The organism is Exiguobacterium sp. s121 (genome assembly GCF_018617245.1).
In the GTDB taxonomy this organism is placed as follows: domain Bacteria; phylum Bacillota; class Bacilli; order Exiguobacteriales; family Exiguobacteriaceae; genus Exiguobacterium; species Exiguobacterium profundum.
The window spans coordinates 152,767-170,109 of record NZ_JACSJV010000003.1; the positions used below are offsets into that span (position 1 = coordinate 152,767).

The window sequence follows — 17,343 nt, forward strand, 5'->3', positions numbered from 1 at the left end:
TAGATCTGTCAAACTGAACTCAGACGTTTTTTGTATGAACAAAGGAGAATATAATTTGACAAAATTTCAAGACTTACAATTAAGTGAAGCATTAGTAAAAGGTGTACACAAAATGGGCTTCGAGGAAGCTACACCGATCCAAGCTGAGACAATTCCTGTCGCACTCACGGGAGTGGACGTATTAGGACAAGCACAAACAGGTACAGGGAAAACAGCAGCTTTCGGTATTCCGACAATTGAGCGAATCGATTCAAAGGCGCGTCAAGTCCAAGCACTCGTTCTTGCACCGACACGTGAACTTGCGATTCAAGTTGCAGAAGAATTAAACAAAATCGGTGAAACGAAGCGCGTATACGCACTTCCAGTATACGGTGGTCAACAAATCGACCGTCAGATCCGTGGTTTGAAAAAGAACCCGCAAATTGTCGTAGCGACACCAGGACGTCTCATGGACCACATGAAACGTAAGACAATCAAACTCGATGACATTCAAACAGTCATCTTGGATGAAGCAGATGAAATGCTCAATATGGGCTTCGTTGAAGATATCGAAACGATTTTGGCTGGTCTTCCTGAAGAGCGCCAAACGCTTCTCTTCTCAGCGACAATGCCACCACAAATCAAAAAGATTGCTGAGCGCTTCATGAAGTCGCCGACAATCATCAAAGTGAAAGCGAAAGAAATGACAGTTGAGAACATCAACCAACAATTCCTCGAATTGCGTGAAGGTCAAAAATTCGATACACTTTGCCGTTTGATCGACATCGATTCACCAGAACTCAGCATCATCTTCGCTCGTACGAAGAAACGTGTAGATGAAGTGACAGAAGCCCTCATCAAACGCGGATACACTGCAGACGGTCTTCACGGAGACTTAACGCAATCGAAACGTGACCAAGTCATTCGTCGTTTCAAAAACGGAACAATCGATATCTTGGTAGCGACTGACGTAGCTGCACGTGGACTTGATATTTCAGGTGTCACACACGTTTACAACTTCGATGTACCACAAGACCCAGAGAGCTACGTACACCGCATTGGTCGTACAGGCCGTGCAGGTAAGACAGGTACAGCCCTCACGTTCATCACGCCACGTGAATTTGGACAAGTGAAGGCAATCGAGCGTGTGACAAACAAGAAGATGAACCGTCGTCACGTACCGACAATCGCGGAAGTACTTGAAGGAAATCAAAAGCAAGCAGCTGAAGAGTTGATCGAACGCGTTCAAGCGGGCGACTTCAAAGCTTACACGCAACTTGCGACAGAGCTTCTTGAAGAGTACGAAGCAGTTGAAATTCTCGCTGCTGCCCTTCGTGGATTGACGAAAGAGCCAGATTCAACACCTGTTGAAATCTCGTACGCTGAACCAGTTCGTGTGAAACGCCAAGGTGGCCGTGGTGGCGATCGCGGTGGATACCGTGGTCGTAACGACCGTCGTGGCGGTGGCGGTGGCCGTGGTGGCGATCGTCGTGGTGGACGCGGTGGCGAACGTCGTGATGGACGCAGTGGAGACCGTAAAGGATCATTCCGTGGTGACGATCGTCGTCGCTCGGATGACCGTGGTCCACGCCGTCCGCGTGACTAATCATCGTGAAATGCCGCATTTCCCTAAGTGGATTTGCGGCATTTTTTATTGTGTCGTGCTACACTAGTTGAGTAGAGATAGAAGGATGAGGTGTCAACGGATGGTGGAATTAAGTTTCGGTCTCCTTGTGCTGCTTGGTTGTGTAATCGCACTCAAACCAATCGTGTCAAAGACAGACCGTCCTAACTTTCGTTATATCCCCGTGGCGACATTGTTATTTGGAGCGATGATTTTTTTAGTGTTAGCCATTGGAGTAGGCGGAAAGATGGGCATTGCATATGGCGTGGTGAGTATCGCCTATTTTATTGCTTGTTTCGGTGCCTATATGTATGTACACACGCGAACGAGCTGATTGTAGCTCGTTTTCGCATTTAACGAAGAGGTGATGAATTGTGGATGCGGTAGAAGTGATGGTCCATCCTGAAGAAGTGATGGTGACGTATGAACCAATCCTTGGAGCGGCGACGTTTCAAGTGGAAGGATATATGGTACATGGACGATTCCGAGGCGAATCATTGACACCGTTTTTTTATGATGATGACGTTCCCCTCGAGTATCAATTAGACATCGCCCAACGAATGGAGCAACTCGCGGCAGCGCAACTTCGTGACGTCAAACCATTCGTCACGTTCAGATGCCGGTCGGAATGGATTCTCGAAGAAGGGGGAGAAGCCTTTTTAGCCCCACTACGCGAATTGAATTTTCCGTTACACCGTATTTATGTGACCTTACAAGGGACGGACTTAGTCGACGTCCCGCGATTGTCACGTGTCATTCAATACTATCGGTCCTATGGATTGAAAATTGCATTAGACTTTGCCGAATCCACGAGTATCGAAGACATCATGACGCTTGCGCCAGAATTATTGCTCGTCGACCTTGGCACGATGGTCGAGAAAAAGACGTTATCGGTCACCTATCCGAACATGCTTCAGACGATGGAGTATATTGCTTCGAAGCTTGGTGCACCGCTTCTTTACAAATCCATCAACCACATCGGACAGCTTCGTTACGCGTGGCAGCACGGTGGTCGGTATTACATGGGTGGCCTACTAGGCTTGGAAGATGAGATTCCCCAACGAGAAATCAAAGGTATGGGTGTGTTGGCACAAGAAGTGCCTTCCTTCTTTTTACATGACCAGAAACGATTGAATCGCTTGTACGAGCTTGAATTTGAGTTACATCGCCGCATTGGTGAACTAGTTCAATCCGGAAAATGGTCGAGAGACAAGAAAGACGAGTGGATTCAATTCATCGCCCCAAAACTGGAAGAGGTGTTTGTTCGTTATTATATAACGGATAAGACAGGTTTCCAGACGAGTGCGAACGTTTACTGCGTGAATGGAGAATGGCGTGTCGATAATACGTATCGAGGCTATAACTGGAGTTTCCGACCGTATTTCATTCAGACGATGGCGGCGATGGATGTTCGAGGGCGTGGCTATTTATCGGGAGACTATCGTGATTTCAGTTCAAACGAAGTGACGCGAACCTTTAGCTATCCGTTACCGGACGGCATGTTCTTATTTGCCGACATATCCGAGGAGTATTTATATCAAAACCGATTATTGGATTGAAAGGAAGATGGACGATGCTAGATTATGATTACGATGCACTGCGCGAAATCGGGCGAATCGTCGCACTTGCGCGAGATGAGATGGCGAAAGCCGTCAAGCCCGGTATGACGACAAAAGAATTAGATGCGATCGGGCAACGTATTTTAGAAGATGAAGGTGCAGCTTCTGCACCGATTACGATGTACGAATTTCCAGGTTACACATGTATCTCGCTCAATGACGTTGCTGCCCATGGTATTCCGGGAGATGAAGTCATTCAAGAGGGCGATATCGTCAATGTCGACGTCTCCGCTGTGAAGGATGGATATTATGCCGATACGGGACGTACAGTGATTGCGGGGGCGGCGAAGTCACCCCAGCACGAACGTTTGGTCGAAGTATCCTTGACTTCATTAGAAGCGGGACTCAGCAAGGTCAAGGCGGGTGTGAAAGTCAATCAGATCGGGAAAGCAATTTACGCTGACGCGAGAAAGAATGGATTCACGGTCATCCGGAACTTGGCCGGACACGGTCTCGGTCGGACATTGCACGGGGAGCCAGAGACGATCTCGAACTATTATAGTCGAGAAGAAAATCAGTTATTAAAAGCCGGGCAAGTGATTGCTGTTGAGACGTTCATCTCGACAAAGGATGAAATCGTCTATCAATCGGAAGAGGATGGTTGGACGCTCTTTACTCCGAACAAGAGTCTTGTTTCGCAGTTCGAGCATACAGTTGTTGTCACAGAAGATGGATATGAAGTGTTAACGGGATCGTTCCGTTAACGTAAAAAGGTGTGGTTCTCGTGAACCGCACCTTTTTCATGTTTGCAATGTAATCACTTCTTCGCGTAACCGTTCAATCACATTCCAATCTGGTTGTACGGAATCCGGAAGAGTCAATTTTCCATTCTCCACTTCAAGCGGGGTATCGAGTAAATCTTGCTCGAAATAAGCGCTCGTGCCTGACATGTCCGCGGGGAAGCTCGCGCCGCTTAACGAAGCAAACAAGAGTGTATGATATCTTCCGATACCGGATTCATACATGCCACCGACCCAGTATGGCGTTCCGTGTTTTCGAATGTGGAGCGCCTCGCTAAGCCCACCGACACGTGCGGGTTTAATGTTAACAATCTTCCCCGCACCGAGTTGTGCCATCGTATCCACGTCGTCATAAGACGTGATGGATTCGTCGAGACAAATGGGGGTCGTGAGTTTTGCTTGGAGAGCCGCTGATTTTGTGAATTGTCGGCTTGGGTACGGTTGTTCGATCATCAATAACCGATGGGCATCGAGTTGTTCGAACCATTCCATCGGTTGATCGGACGCACTTCCGTTTAAATCAATCATGAGAGGCGCGTCAGAGAAGACCGCGCGAATCTCACGTAGGGCAGGAACCAGTTCATTAGGAGATGCCTTTAATTTGATGCGTTCGAATCCGTCAGCTAATGCCGTCTCGATGGATTTCATCGTTTGATTCAGTAACCCAATCCCGATTGTTCGTCCGCAGGAAACGGAATCTCCGGCGCTCATGAATGACTTGAGTGATTTGTTCGCGCGCGTTGCTTCAATCTCCCAGAGTGCACTTTCCCACATCGCCTTTGCCATGTGCTGACCGATGATGGACGAGACCAAGTTCGGAAACACGTCCGTTGTGACCGTCATCCCTTTCAGTAAATTGAGAATTAGTTTAGACGTATCGATCATGGATTGGGTCGTTTCTTCCGTATACCAAGGTGTTTCGAAAGCGGCACCTTCTCCGTATCCGATGACACCGTCTACGGTCTCTAGACGGAGGATAAGCGTTCTTCGGACAGATAAGACGGCGTGTGCCGTCACAATCGGGTGTTTAAACGTCAAAGGGACGATGGAAAGCTCAGCACGTTTGATCATGACAGTAGCTCCTTTAAGCGATGGCGCATTAATTTTCCGTTCGCGTTTCGTGGTAAATTCGGTGCGTAGTGGATGGCGATCGGGTGCTTATATTTAGCCAACTGTGAGTCGAGAACATGCTGCATCTCGGCTGGATCATAGGAGCCGACGACGAAGGCGATCGGGACTTCTCCCCAAGTCGGATGCGACTGTTTCGTGACGCCGACGTCTTGAACACCGGCACAGCGTAACATGGCGGCTTCGATTTCAGCCGGATAAACATTTTCACCACCTGAAAGAATAAGGTCGGTTCGGCGATCGTGTACATATAAATAGCCATCCCTCATCGTGCCGAGGTCACCCGTTCGCCAATAACCATCGGGTGTCCAAGCATCTGATTCAGGTTGTTCGAAGTATCCCTTCGTCACAGTTGGTCCCTTTACTTCGATTTCTCCGTCTGAATTAATTCGAATACTTGTTGGGGCGATTGCCTGACCACTCGAACCGATATGCGAGAGCGCTTCGCTCGGGAGCAGCGTGGCGACTTGAGAACACGTCTCGGTCATCCCGTATGTCTGAGCAATCGGTAACTTGCGTCGTTCTGCTTCTTCTAGTAATGAGCGCGGGACGGGTCCGCCTCCGACGAGTAACGTGCGAAGTCGGTGCTTTTTCAGGCCAGCATCGAGCAATCGTTGCAGCATAATTGAGACGAGTGATAGCTGGGTGATGCCTTCTGTCTCGATGACGTGAAGTGTTCGATCGACATCGAATCGTGGCTCGACATAGAGCGTCGAACCGATGATGGCACTCCGATACACTTGAGACAGTCCACTCATGTGAAAGAGCGGGGTCACCGCGAGCATCCGGTCTGATGGACGATAGTCTAAATGCGCTTCAGCGGCTCGGGCACTAGCGAGGTGATTCCCGTACGTCTGTTGCACCGCTTTGGCTCGACCCGTCGTTCCGGACGTAAACATGAGAGACATGGTTTCATCTTCATTCCACTCATGGGTCACGGTGAAACATGAAGTGGTCCGGCGTGTGATCAGGAGTTGGGTGATAGACAAATCGATTTCTACGTCAACGAGAAGGAGGTCCACTTTTGCTGTTTGTAGCTGAGTACGCACTTCCTCTTCGGTCAGCCGTGTATTCAACGGAACAAGCACTTTTCCGAGCAGATGTACTGCATGAACGGCAATGACATAGTCTTTGCTGTTTTTAGCGAATATGCCAATTCGTTTGGCAGTGGGTGTCTGTTCATGGATGAACTGGGCAAGTTGAAGGCTTTCCGTGCGTAGCATTGCCCATGTCAATCGATCGTCAGCTGTCACAAGGGCGAGATGTGACGCTGGGTGTTTCCGAATCCATTCATACATAGCTGTCACCTCCAAAAAAAGAGTAGCGAAATCGCTACTCTCTCAACAATTAAGGGAAACGTGGGAATTGACCGAAGTCAGGGTCACGTTTTTCTTTGAACGCATCGCGTCCTTCTTTTGCTTCATCTGTCGTGTAGTAGAGAAGCGTTGCGTCTCCAGCGAGTTGCTGAAGTCCGGCAAGACCATCTGTATCTGCGTTCATTGCTGCTTTCAAGAAGCGAAGCGCTGTAGGTGAGTGTTGTAAGATTTCTTGGCACCACTTGATCGTTTCTGCTTCGAGTTGATCGAGTGGGACCACCGTGTTGACGAGTCCCATGTCGAGTGCTTCTTGTGCATCGTATTGACGGCAAAGGTACCAGATTTCACGAGCTTTCTTATGGCCGATGATCCGTGCCAAGTATCCAGAACCGTATCCTGCATCGAACGAACCGACTTTAGGACCTGTTTGTCCGAAGCGAGCATTGTCCGCTGCAATCGTCAAGTCACAGACGACATGAAGAACGTGTCCTCCGCCGATTGCGAAACCTGCGACCATGGCGATGACCGGTTTTGGAATGACACGAATCAAGCGCTGAAGGTCGAGGACGTTCAAGCGTGGGATTTCATCTTCCCCGACATAGCCGCCATGTCCACGAACTTTTTGGTCCCCACCTGAACAGAATGCCTTTTCGCCTTCACCTGTCAAGATGATGACGCCGACTTCTTTATCGTCGCGCGCGCGAGCGAATGCATCAATCAATTCATTGACCGTCAACGGACGGAATGCATTGCGCACTTCGGGACGGTTGATGGTGATTTTGGCAATCCCGTTCCACGTTTCATATTTAATGTCTTCATACGTCCGGACCGATGTCCAGTTCGCTACTGATTCCATTTTAAATACCCCCTAAAATCAATTTCTTTATTATTGTACCAAACTCTGATGCATTCTCGATATGAGGAGCATGCCCTGCGTTTGAAATTTCATAGATTTTAATATCTGGTCGCTCTTCCTGCATGTGTCTTGCGATGGCTTTGAACTTGAGATCGTCTGACCCGACAATCAAGTCGGTACGGGGGAGACGCTGCAATGTGCCCCATAAGGACGGCATATGTCCCGTACCGATTGACCGCAAACTGTTTGCGAGGGCATTCGGGTGTTGGGCGAGCCGATCTTTTCGGAGTGAACGTTTCATGTCTTCCGTCTGTCGCCAAAGCGGAAGGTTCTCCCAACGATTCACGAATGCAGCGATACCCTTGGTTTCAATCAAGTGAGCCAATTCTGCATCTTGGCGGCGGCGTGCGGCTCGTTCCTTAGAAGTGAGCAGACCGGGGGTCGTGCTGATCCCGATGACGTGTTCGACACGCTCGTCGCATGCGGCGAGTGTCAATGCGATTCTCCCACCGAGTGAATAGCCGACGACTGTCCAAGGTCGGTCGTCCGTATCCAGTAAGCGGGACAAATCTTTAACTTGCTGACTCATTGTCGAACGATTGACTGAAGGGCGCTCCGTTGCGCCGTGTTGGAGGAGCGACGGTGACACAAGACGAATCGGTAATGCAGGGAGCGAATCGACCCAATGGGCGTTTCCGGTGAATCCGTGTAAAAATAATACCGGTTTTCCCTCACCGCGATGAATCACTTCATAACGTACGCCACGTAAATCGATGTTCATGATTCGTTCTCCGTGATGAGGCGAGCGCAGACAGATTGTGTCCAACCTCGATGGATCGTCACATTTTCCTCACGATTCGATGGGAATTCGATTAAATGAACGCCATCTTCAATCGCTTCTTGAATTTCATCCGGTCGTTCAATTAGACGATACGATAAGCCATATGTGTCAGCGAATCCACGGATATTTAAATCAAGCGGTGTGCCGAACAGATCTTCGAACAACTGTGTGTCGACAGAAGCCTGCGGGAGGAAGGAAAATATCCCTCCACCGTTATTGTTAGCAATCACGACGGAAAATTTTCCAGGATGATGCTTTAACAGTTGCAAGGCGTTGCTATCGTGATAGAACGCTAAATCACCGATCAATAGAGCGCCGTGAGACGTATCATAACTGCTTCCGAGTGCAGTGGATAACACACCATCAATTCCGTTTGCGCCTCGATTGGCGAGAACGTGGATGTTCGTGCCAGCAGACAGTGATGTATCTACATCTCGAATCGGCATGCTATTACTGACGAATAGACGCTCGATTGATGTATCAAGCAATCGTTTCGTCAATTCCGCTTCACCTTGAAGTGACGATTTTGCAGACTCGGCAACCTCTTCAAAAAAGCGTAAACGTTCAAGGTATCGAGGTTCGTTTACGGATGCGATGAGCGGTAGAAAATCGAGTGCGTCGCCGTAACAGATCGTGGCACGACTACTTGGGTCGCGATAAGATCCCGGTTCATCGATGACGAGTTGGTCCGCCATGGCCATCCATTGATTGAATCGTTTCGAAACAGGTGCAGCCCCGACACGGATGAACACCTCGGGTAGCCAATCGGTCCGATGCTCACTTGCGAGCCACGTGTCATAGTTGGTCAAGACGCCGTCGAAACGTCGCATGCCGCTGAGAGGATCGGCGAAAATCGGGATCTGTCGCTCGGAAGCAAATTCAACGATGGATTTCTGCCAAGATGTCGGGGTGTAAGGTCCGACGACGAAGGCGAGTTGTTTGTGACTCGTCCGTTCTGAGAAAATGTCTTTATCCGCCTGTGTCGGCCGGATACGCTGTCGTTCTGGCAAGACAGGGTCAGCCTTCAATATCTGTTTCAATGACTCGATATCCGGAAGCAGTGGTTCTCGGAACGGCACATTCAAATGAACGGGTCCCATCGGTGCTTGCATCGACAGATTCGTGAAACGGGTAATCGTTTGTTGCATAAACGATAACGTCGCCTCCTCTGGAACGGGCAAATCAACGCTTGTCTTCACTTGTTCCCCGTAGAGGCGGACTTGATTGATTGCTTGTGGAGCCCCGACATTACGCAGTTCATAGGGACGGTCGGTCGTCAGTACGACAAGTGGCAACTGCGATATGAACGCTTCTGTCACAGCCGAATAGTAGTTTGTTGCCGCCGTTCCACTTGTGCAAATCAATGCGACCGGGCGAATTGTTTCAGACGTACGGGTCAGTCCAAGAGCAAAAAATCCGGCAGATCGTTCATCGACGATGATGTGATGACGAATCTGAGGATGAAGATATGCCGCTACAGCGAGCGGAGTCGAGCGGGATCCTGGGCTGATGACTACGTCTTTTACACCGGACGCAACAAGCCGATTTACCATGGATGCGACCCAATCGGTCAAAACCTTATTCATCTAGGGTGCCTCCTTGATCGTGTAAATCAAACTGTAAAGCTTGTTTGATTGGACTCATTTTTATTTCTGTTTCTTCGAGCTCTTGCTCGAGTGCAGAGTCTTTCACAATCCCACATCCAGCATACAGTGCGACGAATTGGTGTTGAACGAGTGCAGAGCGGATTGCCACGACAAACTCGCCGTCGCCTTCATTGTCTACCCAACCAAACGGAGACCCGTACCACCCGCGGTCGAATCGCTCGATTTCACGAAGCAATCGGACCGATGTCCGCTTCGGAGAGCCGCCGAGTGCTGGCGTTGGATGTAGCGATTCCGCAAGTGACAGCAAGGAAGCATTTGTTTCGAGTGTCGCTTGAATTGGGGTGTGTAGATGGAACACCGAGCGATTTGCCAAAATTTGCGGAGTATCTCGTGTTTGAATCGGTGCAGTATAGGGTGTCAACGCCTGCTTGATGTCTTTCACGACAATTTGATGCTCCTCACGATTTTTTGAATCGTTTAGGAGTTTCTCTTTCGCAATTTCTGCCTCGATCTCGGTTTTCGGACGCTTGATTGTCCCGGCGATGGCAGCCGTGTTCAGTTGCATGCCTTCTTTTTGAATCAATCGTTCAGGAGTCGCCCCAAAGAAACCAGTGTCACGCTTTGGTTGATACAAATAGATGTAACTAGATTCTTGATGATCTGCTAAATGCTTCAAACTTTTTGAGAAGGGGAACGCATCATCGGAACGCTGATAAATTTCTTCGCGGGCAATCACGATTTTTTCAACTCGTTCTTCTTCAATCAACTGTTTAGCCTGTTGGAAACTGGACTTGAAGTGATCGACCCCATCTTTCACTTTTGTATAAGACGGCGTCGCTTCTTCCGTCGGACGAAGTGAACTGAACTGGGCCAACTGATCTGCCAATTGAATCAAATACTGTTCGACCGACTGCTTCGAAGAGACGAGAGTGGCCACTGTCAACGTGTGTCGGTCTTTATAGCGACGGTATAAAAATTTTGGGACGACGAGTGATGCCTCCCCAAAGGCATCCCACATACTTTTTTGTGGTCGCATAAACGTGTCGAATGAAAAACCGGCGAACGCGTGGATTGTCGCATCGACATCTCGTCGGTGAAGACTCCAATCGTATTGAAGTCGCTGAAATCGTTCGGGTCCAGAAGCGCTCAAGACGAGTGCATCCCCGCAACCTAGCATTTCGAGCGTCCGGTCTGGTGTCATGAAATAATAATGGGACGTATCGGTGTTCTGGATGATTTGAAAAGCATCGAACGCCGAGATTTCCCATGTGTATGATGCGAGGACAGGCCGTTGCCAAGCTCGAGCCCGTTTATGGGCCTGCTCAATTCGCTGTTTTATATGTGTTTGAGTATCTGGCATAAAAGAAAAGCCTCCTCAATCCGATAGAATTCTCAATCTTTAGTGTATCATGAGTTCGCAATACACCTGCCTATGAAATGCTCGGGAAATGATCAAGAATCTAGGATAATGGGCTGGCGTTGACAGATTTTTTCATCGAGACGTAAACTAACGAAGGGAGGGAACGAAATGAAACAGAAATCGAAAGGGGCATATTGGCGAATGATTCGCCCGCATACCCTGACCGCAAGCTTTATTCCGGTCTTGCTCGGGACGTTCATCGTCCTCGATCAAACCGAACTCAAGTGGGGACTTTTCCTTGCCATGTTAGTGGCATCTGTCCTTATTCAAATCGCGACGAACTTATTTAACGAGTATTATGACTACAAGCGTGGTCTTGATCATGAGGGGTCCATCGGAATCGGAGGCTCCATCGTACGTGATGGATTTACACCACAGCAAGTATTAGCGATTGCGCTCGGCATGTATACGATTGCGGCACTACTCGGGCTCTACATTGCGGCATCCACAAGCTGGCATTTGCTTTGGATCGGCGCCTTGTCTATGCTTGTCGGCTACTTATATACTGGAGGGCCGCTACCGATTGCCTATACGCCGTTTGGTGAAATTGTCGCTGGGCTATTCATGGGATATGTCATCATCGGGATTGCCGGCTTTATCCAAATCAATACGGTGACTACGGAGTTGCTACTCGTGTCGTTCCCGATGGCCTTATTGATAGGGGCGATCTTACTTGCGAATAACATCCGTGATTTAGATAACGATAAAGAGAATGGCCGAAAAACGATTGCGTGTCTGGTCGGTCATCGACGTGCGGTGTATGTATTGGCAGCGTTCTTTATCGCGGCATTAGTCGGCATCATCGTCGCCGTCATGTTTTATGGCGTCACTCCATGGGTCTTGCTGTCACTCTTAACGGTGCCGGTCATGATCCGGGCGATTCAACGGTTTTGGCAGAAGGCAGAACCGGCCGCGTTGATGCCTGCCATGGCGATGACAGCGAAAGTCAATACGCTGTTCGGGGCGTGGATGGTCGTCGGACTCATCGTTTCAAGATTTGTGTTGTAAAAAAGAGGAGGCGTTAACGTGTCAGTCGTAAAAGAAATGCTTGAATTCAATAAACGTTTCGTAGAGGAAAAACAGTACGAACCGTTCGTATCTGATAAATTCCCGGATAAAAAAATCGTCATTTTGACGTGTATGGATACACGTTTGACGGAACTATTACCTCAAGCGCTAGGACTTAAGAACGGAGACGCTAAAATCATTAAAAATGCGGGTGCGGTCTTGTCGCATCCATTCGGTTCGGCCATGCGATCGATTTTGGTCGCACTCTATGCGCTAGGAGCAGAAGAAGTTGTCGTTGTCGGACATTACGATTGTGGGATGGCGGCGATTGAACCGACTGTCGTCATCGAAGAGATGGAGCGTCGTGGAATCGACCCGCAAACGTTGAAGACGCTAAAGTCTTCAGGAATGGATTTGGAGCAGTGGCTACATGGATTTGATTCAGTTGAAGAGAACGTCGTTCATTCTGTTAACCTGATCAATAACCATCCACTGTTACCACCAGGAACGAATGTACACGGATTCGTGATTGACCCGGCGACGGGACGTCTTGATCCGATTGAAGCATAAGAAAGGAGCGCGTTCACCTTGAACGTGCTCCTTTTGAATTATCCGTACGTGTTCGTCGGGATGTCGTCAAAGTTATCTTCCTCTTGCTTTTGTTTCGCTTTCTTTTTGTTCTTTTTGAAGTCGCGTTCGTATTCCTGTTCACTCGGTGTCTTGAAGAAGCGCATCCATGTCGCGTTGATTTCAGATCCGATTAAAATAATCATCCCGGTTAATTGTAACCAGAGCAACGTGACGATGATTCCTCCGAGTGAACCGTAAGTCGAGTCGTAACTCCCAAAGTTTGAAACGTATAGGCTGAAACCGAATGAGACGACTTGCCAACCGATGACACCGAAGATGGCACCGGGGATAGTGCTTTTCCAAAAGACGTGCTGTTGTGGAGATACTTTATAAAAAATCGAGAGCGTTAAAATGAGGACAACCGTCGTAAGGACATATCGAAACACGTTGATCATCATTTCTTCGGCTCCGGTGATATTGACGGGTAAATGCTCAGTGACGAACGAAATGATTTGAGAACCAAATACGTTCGATAGAATCAGCAGTAGCATCCCGATTCCAAGGAGAATCGTCAATCCGAGTGCCAACCCTTTTTTCACAAAAAAGTTACGTTCATTATCTTCACCATAAGCATGAAGGGAGGTCGTGATGAGACGGTCGACCCCTTTTGCGGCGGACCAAATCGCCAAAATCGCACCGAGCGATAAAAGACCGCCTCGCGGTTCGCCGATTGCTTCGAAAATTCCCGTTAAAAACCCGGAAGCTGCGGACCCGGGTGCCAAATCGTTCAATTGATTCTGAAACGAATCTTGTGAGACATCGAAAAAGGACAAGAGCGCCAAAATAAAGATGATTCCAGGAAAAATGGATAAAAACCAAAAGAATGCGAGGGTAGCCCCGTAGTCTTGTACATCATGCTCTTGAAATCGTCGAAATAACTCTTTCCCAAATGAAAGCCAATTCTTTTTTTCCTTCACTTCTGTCATTGCCATTATAAAACCCTCCTGACTCAATCGTTAAAAAACGTTTCCCGATTTCGGCAGGGTGTACACCTGATTACTCCTCCGATAAGGTCAAATCATAAAAGCGTTCCTCATGTGAGGCGAGTTTTTCAGCAAGTGAAGGTGGACGAACGGGGAGATGAGGGAGTGCAGACCGTTTGATCCACATCGGTGTATACGATCCGTTAGTCTGTTCTTCTTGGAACTCTTCACCTGTCCCGGTTCCGAATTCACCACCTGTCATCTTCGCCCAATAATAAGGATTTAACTCATTATTAAACGCAACATGGGCAGCGACACCTTCTAGTTCTACGTGAACACCGAGTTCTTCAAATGCTTCACGTACGGCTGTTTCTTCTGTTGTATGCCCATATTCGACTCCGCCACCTGGAAAAACATAATAGAGGACGTTTTCTTTCTCGCGACGGATCAAAGCCACTTCATCTTGATCATTCATTAAAATAATCGCGCTTCTTAATTTCGTTCGAACCACTGAGATCGTTCCTTTCGTTCCTGTAATTTTGCACAAAACGCACCGACGATTTGCCGATGCGTTCTTTTCATTCTTGCGTAGGTTGTTCTAATGATGTGTACATTTCTTGCGTCAATCCGTTCTCGTGAGAGGCGATGACTTTTCCTGCGACGCGCATGCCCAATCGAAGCGCCTCTTCAATCGAATGTTGTTTCATGAGCTCCGAGATGACAGCGGAGAAGAATGAATCACCCGCTCCTGTGGAGTCGGCGACTTTCACTTTTGTCGTCGGGACGTGACCTTGTTCGTTCGTACGAAGGTCGACATATACAGCGCCAAGCTCACTCATCGTGACGATTGTGAGGGGAGCACCTTTCATGGCGAGTACTTCCGCGACGCGAAGGGCATCGTCCACTGTGACGATTGACATGTCGGACAAAATTTCCGCTTCCTCACGACTGCAGATGAATCCTGTGAATCCTTGAAGCAAATGACGGTTTCGTTCGATGACGGATAGATGGCCACAGACACCATAAAGCGGTAAATCCATTTCACGGCATAGTTCAATCGTCTCGTTCAAGACGTTGACTGATAAGTCTAAATCGATGGCGACTGCGTCGCTCTCTTCGAAGACCGTATCGATTTGACGTAAAATCGCTTCTTCCATACGGGCTTCGTCTGGTTGTTTCGAAATAGATGTTTGAAGATCGCCGTTGTTGTCCATTACAGCGAGCCACATTCCCATACCATTATCGTCAAGCATGTCGACCCCATCGACGTTTACATTCAAGCAACGTAATTCTTCGAGGACACCGACACCGATTTGGTCGTTCGTGACGGTCGAGACGAAGCGGACATCGTTGCCGAGCACACCTAAGTTTTGAGCAACGTTTCGACCTGTTCCGCCATTAGAAAAAGTGATGTCGCCGACATTCTTCGCATCTTTGTGGAGCGGTGCGAAGGAAGTCCCTTTAATATCGACAAACACCTTGCCGATGACTGCAATCGTATTCATATCTTGTACCACCTTTAGTCAATCTTTCGATCTGTTTCAGTCTGTAGACACATTGTTTCAATTATAACGAAATCGACATATTGTTTCAATCATCGATTCCATTTTGTCGAATGGATCACTCCCACGATGACGTGAGGAGTCGGAGGCCGTTCAAAATAACCAAAATGGTTGAGCCTTCATGTCCTACAACCGCGAACGGCATGATGAGTAACTCAAAGATGTTCGTTGCAATCAAGACAAGAATCACACCGAGTGCAAAAACGACGTTCTGTAAGACGATTCGATTTAATTTGCGCGATTGACGAATGGCGTCACTCAATCGGACGAGGTCGTTTTTCATTAAGACGACATCTGCCGTTTCTAGTGCGGCATCCGTTCCTTCGCCCATGGCAATCCCGACGTCGGCTGTCGCAAGGGCAGGCGCATCGTTGATTCCGTCGCCGATCATCCCGATTGTTCCATATTCCTCTCGTAACACCTTGATTTGCGAAACCTTCTCTTCAGGCAAGCATTCGGCGATATAGCGTGTCAATCCAGCTTCGTTCGCAATAGCGCGAGCGGTTGCCTCGTTGTCTCCGGTAATCATGATGGTCGCAATCCCTAAGTCGTTCAGTCGCTTGATTGCTACCTTTGCCTCGGGTCGTAGCGTGTCACGTAAGGCGTAAGCACCGATTGTACGTGTCTCGTCACTGATGAAGACGAGTGTATGACCGGCCTCTTTCAATCGTTCGACATCATTCTTAAAGAAATCACCGCTTCGGTCAGCGAACTTCTGTTTTCCTACCCGATACGTCGTCCCGTCAATCGTTGCTTCAATTCCGGAGCCTGTGATGTCTTTGAAGTGTGTCATTTCCCCGGTATGTTTTCCGGTGTAGGAAACGAGCGCTTCAGCAAGTGGATGCATCGAATGCTCTTCAATCAAACTGACAATTCGGTTGACGTCCTCTTCTTCTAATGAAGGTGAGATGAGCGCTTCTTGCACAATCGGTTTCCCAATTGTGAGTGTCCCGGTCTTGTCAAAGGCGATTGCTTTTAGACGTCCCATGTTCTCGATATGAGCACCGCCTTTAAAGAGAATCCCGTGTTTTGCAGAAGAGGCGATGGCAGCCAGCGCGGCCGGTGTGATGGCGGCGACGAGTGCGCAAGGGGAGGCGACAACGAGAAGGATCATGCCGCGATAGATGCTCGTTTCAAGAGACCACGACGTGACGAACGGTCCGAGAATGATGATGGCCGCAACAGAGAAGAGCACGATTTGAACATAACGTCCTTCATATCGATCGATGAACTGTGCAGACGGTGATTTCTCTTCTTGTGCTTGTTGGACCATTTGAATGATCTTTTGGAACAGTGTTTCCGTCGCAAGTTTTGTCACTTCGATCGTCAATACTCCGTTCAAGTTGACGCTCGATCCGAACACGTCATCACCGACTTGACGATCAACAGGGACGGATTCGCCTGTGATAGCGGCTTCTTCTACGGAAGCATTCCCTTTTACAATTTTTCCATCGACCGGAATGCGTTCACCAGGACGGACATAAATCCGATCTCCGACACGAAGGTCGTCGATATGAACAACCTCGAGTTCATCAGTGTCTGTTAGACGAGTCGCCTGTTCCGGCTGTAATTCCATTAACGATTCGAGGGCACGTTCATTTTTGTTCATCGTATACGTCTCGAGTGCCCCGGATAAAGCAAAGATGAAGATGAGGATTGCCCCTTCCATCCAGTACCCAATCGAAGCGGCACCAATGGCGGCGATAATCATGAGAAGCTCTACATTTAGCGATTTCGTCTCAATCGTATCCGAAATCCCTTCTTTCGCTTTTGCGTATCCTCCGATAAAAAAGGCGGATAAGTAAAGTGTGACATGAATCCAAGGCGCTTCGCCTTGTGTTTCGGCGATATAAGCGAGTACAATCAATACACCGCTAATGAGCGCCATGATCAATTCAATATGTTCGTACCAGCTAGCCCGTTTGAAAACGTGGCTTTTTTCGTGCGTAACCGATTGGACATTCATCGATAATCCCTTCTTTCTAATTGAGAATAAATCTCGATTAAATGATAATGACTGATGATGATTATCATCTTCAATTGGCTTAAAATAAAGAATTTATAGAAGTTTAATCCGAATCCTTTATTTA

16 protein-coding genes are annotated in these 17,343 nt (G+C 48.3%); 6 read left to right on the forward strand and 10 right to left on the reverse strand.

Translation table 11 applies throughout. The features are described 5' to 3' along the window. The first annotated feature begins 55 nt into the window (after window positions 1–55). The 4 genes from cshA to map all read left to right on the forward strand — a co-directional run bounded on the left by cshA (window position 56) and on the right by map (window position 3,926). Entirely contained in the window at window positions 56–1,585 is a 1,530-nt protein-coding gene (gene cshA, locus KOG47_RS12955) for a degradosome RNA helicase CshA (RefSeq protein WP_015880846.1), read from the forward strand. A 100-nt stretch (window positions 1,586–1,685) separates the two neighbouring features. After that, window positions 1,686–1,937 carry a hypothetical protein gene (locus KOG47_RS12960; protein ID WP_015880847.1) on the forward strand — a complete coding sequence of 84 codons (252 nt, stop codon included), beginning with the start codon at window positions 1,686–1,688 and terminating at the stop codon, window positions 1,935–1,937. Between the two features lie 40 nt (window positions 1,938–1,977). Next, window positions 1,978–3,162 (forward strand): EAL-associated domain-containing protein, encoded by a 1,185-nt coding sequence (locus KOG47_RS12965; protein WP_074037729.1) that lies wholly within the window; start codon window positions 1,978–1,980, stop codon window positions 3,160–3,162. Between the two features lie 14 nt (window positions 3,163–3,176). Continuing rightward, window positions 3,177–3,926 carry a type I methionyl aminopeptidase gene (gene map / locus KOG47_RS12970; RefSeq protein ID WP_074037728.1) on the forward strand — a complete coding sequence of 250 codons (750 nt, stop codon included), beginning with the start codon at window positions 3,177–3,179 and terminating at the stop codon, window positions 3,924–3,926. Window positions 3,927–3,962: 36 nt separating this feature from the next. Here map and menC read toward each other — a convergent pair whose 3' ends face one another. Genes menC through KOG47_RS13000 form a run of 6 tightly spaced genes read right to left on the reverse strand, consistent with a single transcriptional unit; the run spans window position 3,963 to window position 11,070 of the window. After that, the gene (gene menC / locus KOG47_RS12975) at window positions 3,963–5,033 is read right to left on the reverse strand and encodes an o-succinylbenzoate synthase (protein ID WP_074037727.1); all 1,071 of its coding nucleotides are present in this window, start codon (window positions 5,031–5,033) and stop codon (window positions 3,963–3,965) included. Further along, a complete protein-coding gene (gene menE / locus KOG47_RS12980) occupies window positions 5,030–6,388 on the reverse strand; it encodes an o-succinylbenzoate--CoA ligase (RefSeq protein ID WP_074037726.1) in 1,359 nt (452 codons plus the stop codon). The genes menC and menE overlap by 4 nt, the downstream gene beginning before the upstream one ends. A gap of 49 nt (window positions 6,389–6,437) precedes the next feature. Beyond that, complete coding sequence (gene menB / locus KOG47_RS12985) at window positions 6,438–7,262, reverse strand: 1,4-dihydroxy-2-naphthoyl-CoA synthase (RefSeq protein ID WP_015880852.1); 825 nt, start codon at window positions 7,260–7,262, stop codon at window positions 6,438–6,440. A gap of 1 nt (window position 7,263) precedes the next feature. Then, entirely contained in the window at window positions 7,264–8,043 is a 780-nt protein-coding gene (locus tag KOG47_RS12990) for an alpha/beta fold hydrolase (RefSeq protein ID WP_074037725.1), read from the reverse strand. Continuing rightward, complete coding sequence (menD, locus tag KOG47_RS12995) at window positions 8,040–9,689, reverse strand: 2-succinyl-5-enolpyruvyl-6-hydroxy-3-cyclohexene-1-carboxylic-acid synthase (RefSeq protein WP_215244349.1); 1,650 nt, start codon at window positions 9,687–9,689, stop codon at window positions 8,040–8,042. The genes KOG47_RS12990 and menD overlap by 4 nt, the downstream gene beginning before the upstream one ends. Further along, window positions 9,682–11,070, reverse strand: coding sequence for an isochorismate synthase (locus tag KOG47_RS13000; RefSeq protein WP_074037723.1), 1,389 nt, complete (start codon window positions 11,068–11,070; stop codon window positions 9,682–9,684). The genes menD and KOG47_RS13000 overlap by 8 nt, the downstream gene beginning before the upstream one ends. A gap of 168 nt (window positions 11,071–11,238) precedes the next feature. Between KOG47_RS13000 and KOG47_RS13005 the strand changes: the two genes are divergently transcribed. After that, window positions 11,239–12,138: a 1,4-dihydroxy-2-naphthoate polyprenyltransferase gene (locus tag KOG47_RS13005; protein WP_214691489.1), complete on the forward strand. Its 900-nt coding sequence runs from the start codon at window positions 11,239–11,241 to the stop codon at window positions 12,136–12,138. 36 nt (window positions 12,139–12,174) lie between these two features. Further along, complete coding sequence (locus KOG47_RS13010; protein ID WP_074037968.1) at window positions 12,175–12,708, forward strand: beta-class carbonic anhydrase; 534 nt, start codon at window positions 12,175–12,177, stop codon at window positions 12,706–12,708. A 38-nt stretch (window positions 12,709–12,746) separates the two neighbouring features. Here KOG47_RS13010 and KOG47_RS13015 read toward each other — a convergent pair whose 3' ends face one another. The 4 genes from KOG47_RS13015 to KOG47_RS13030 form a co-directional block, all read right to left on the reverse strand. After that, a complete protein-coding gene (locus tag KOG47_RS13015) occupies window positions 12,747–13,700 on the reverse strand; it encodes a YihY/virulence factor BrkB family protein (RefSeq protein ID WP_215244350.1) in 954 nt (317 codons plus the stop codon). A 64-nt stretch (window positions 13,701–13,764) separates the two neighbouring features. Continuing rightward, window positions 13,765–14,202, reverse strand: a complete 438-nt coding sequence (locus tag KOG47_RS13020; protein ID WP_051829356.1) for an NUDIX domain-containing protein — start codon at window positions 14,200–14,202, stop codon at window positions 13,765–13,767. Between the two features lie 67 nt (window positions 14,203–14,269). Beyond that, window positions 14,270–15,196 (reverse strand): carbohydrate kinase family protein, encoded by a 927-nt coding sequence (locus KOG47_RS13025; protein ID WP_031421089.1) that lies wholly within the window; start codon window positions 15,194–15,196, stop codon window positions 14,270–14,272. Between the two features lie 115 nt (window positions 15,197–15,311). Beyond that, window positions 15,312–17,219 (reverse strand): heavy metal translocating P-type ATPase, encoded by a 1,908-nt coding sequence (locus KOG47_RS13030; RefSeq protein ID WP_215244351.1) that lies wholly within the window; start codon window positions 17,217–17,219, stop codon window positions 15,312–15,314. Window positions 17,220–17,343: the final 124 nt, after the last annotated feature.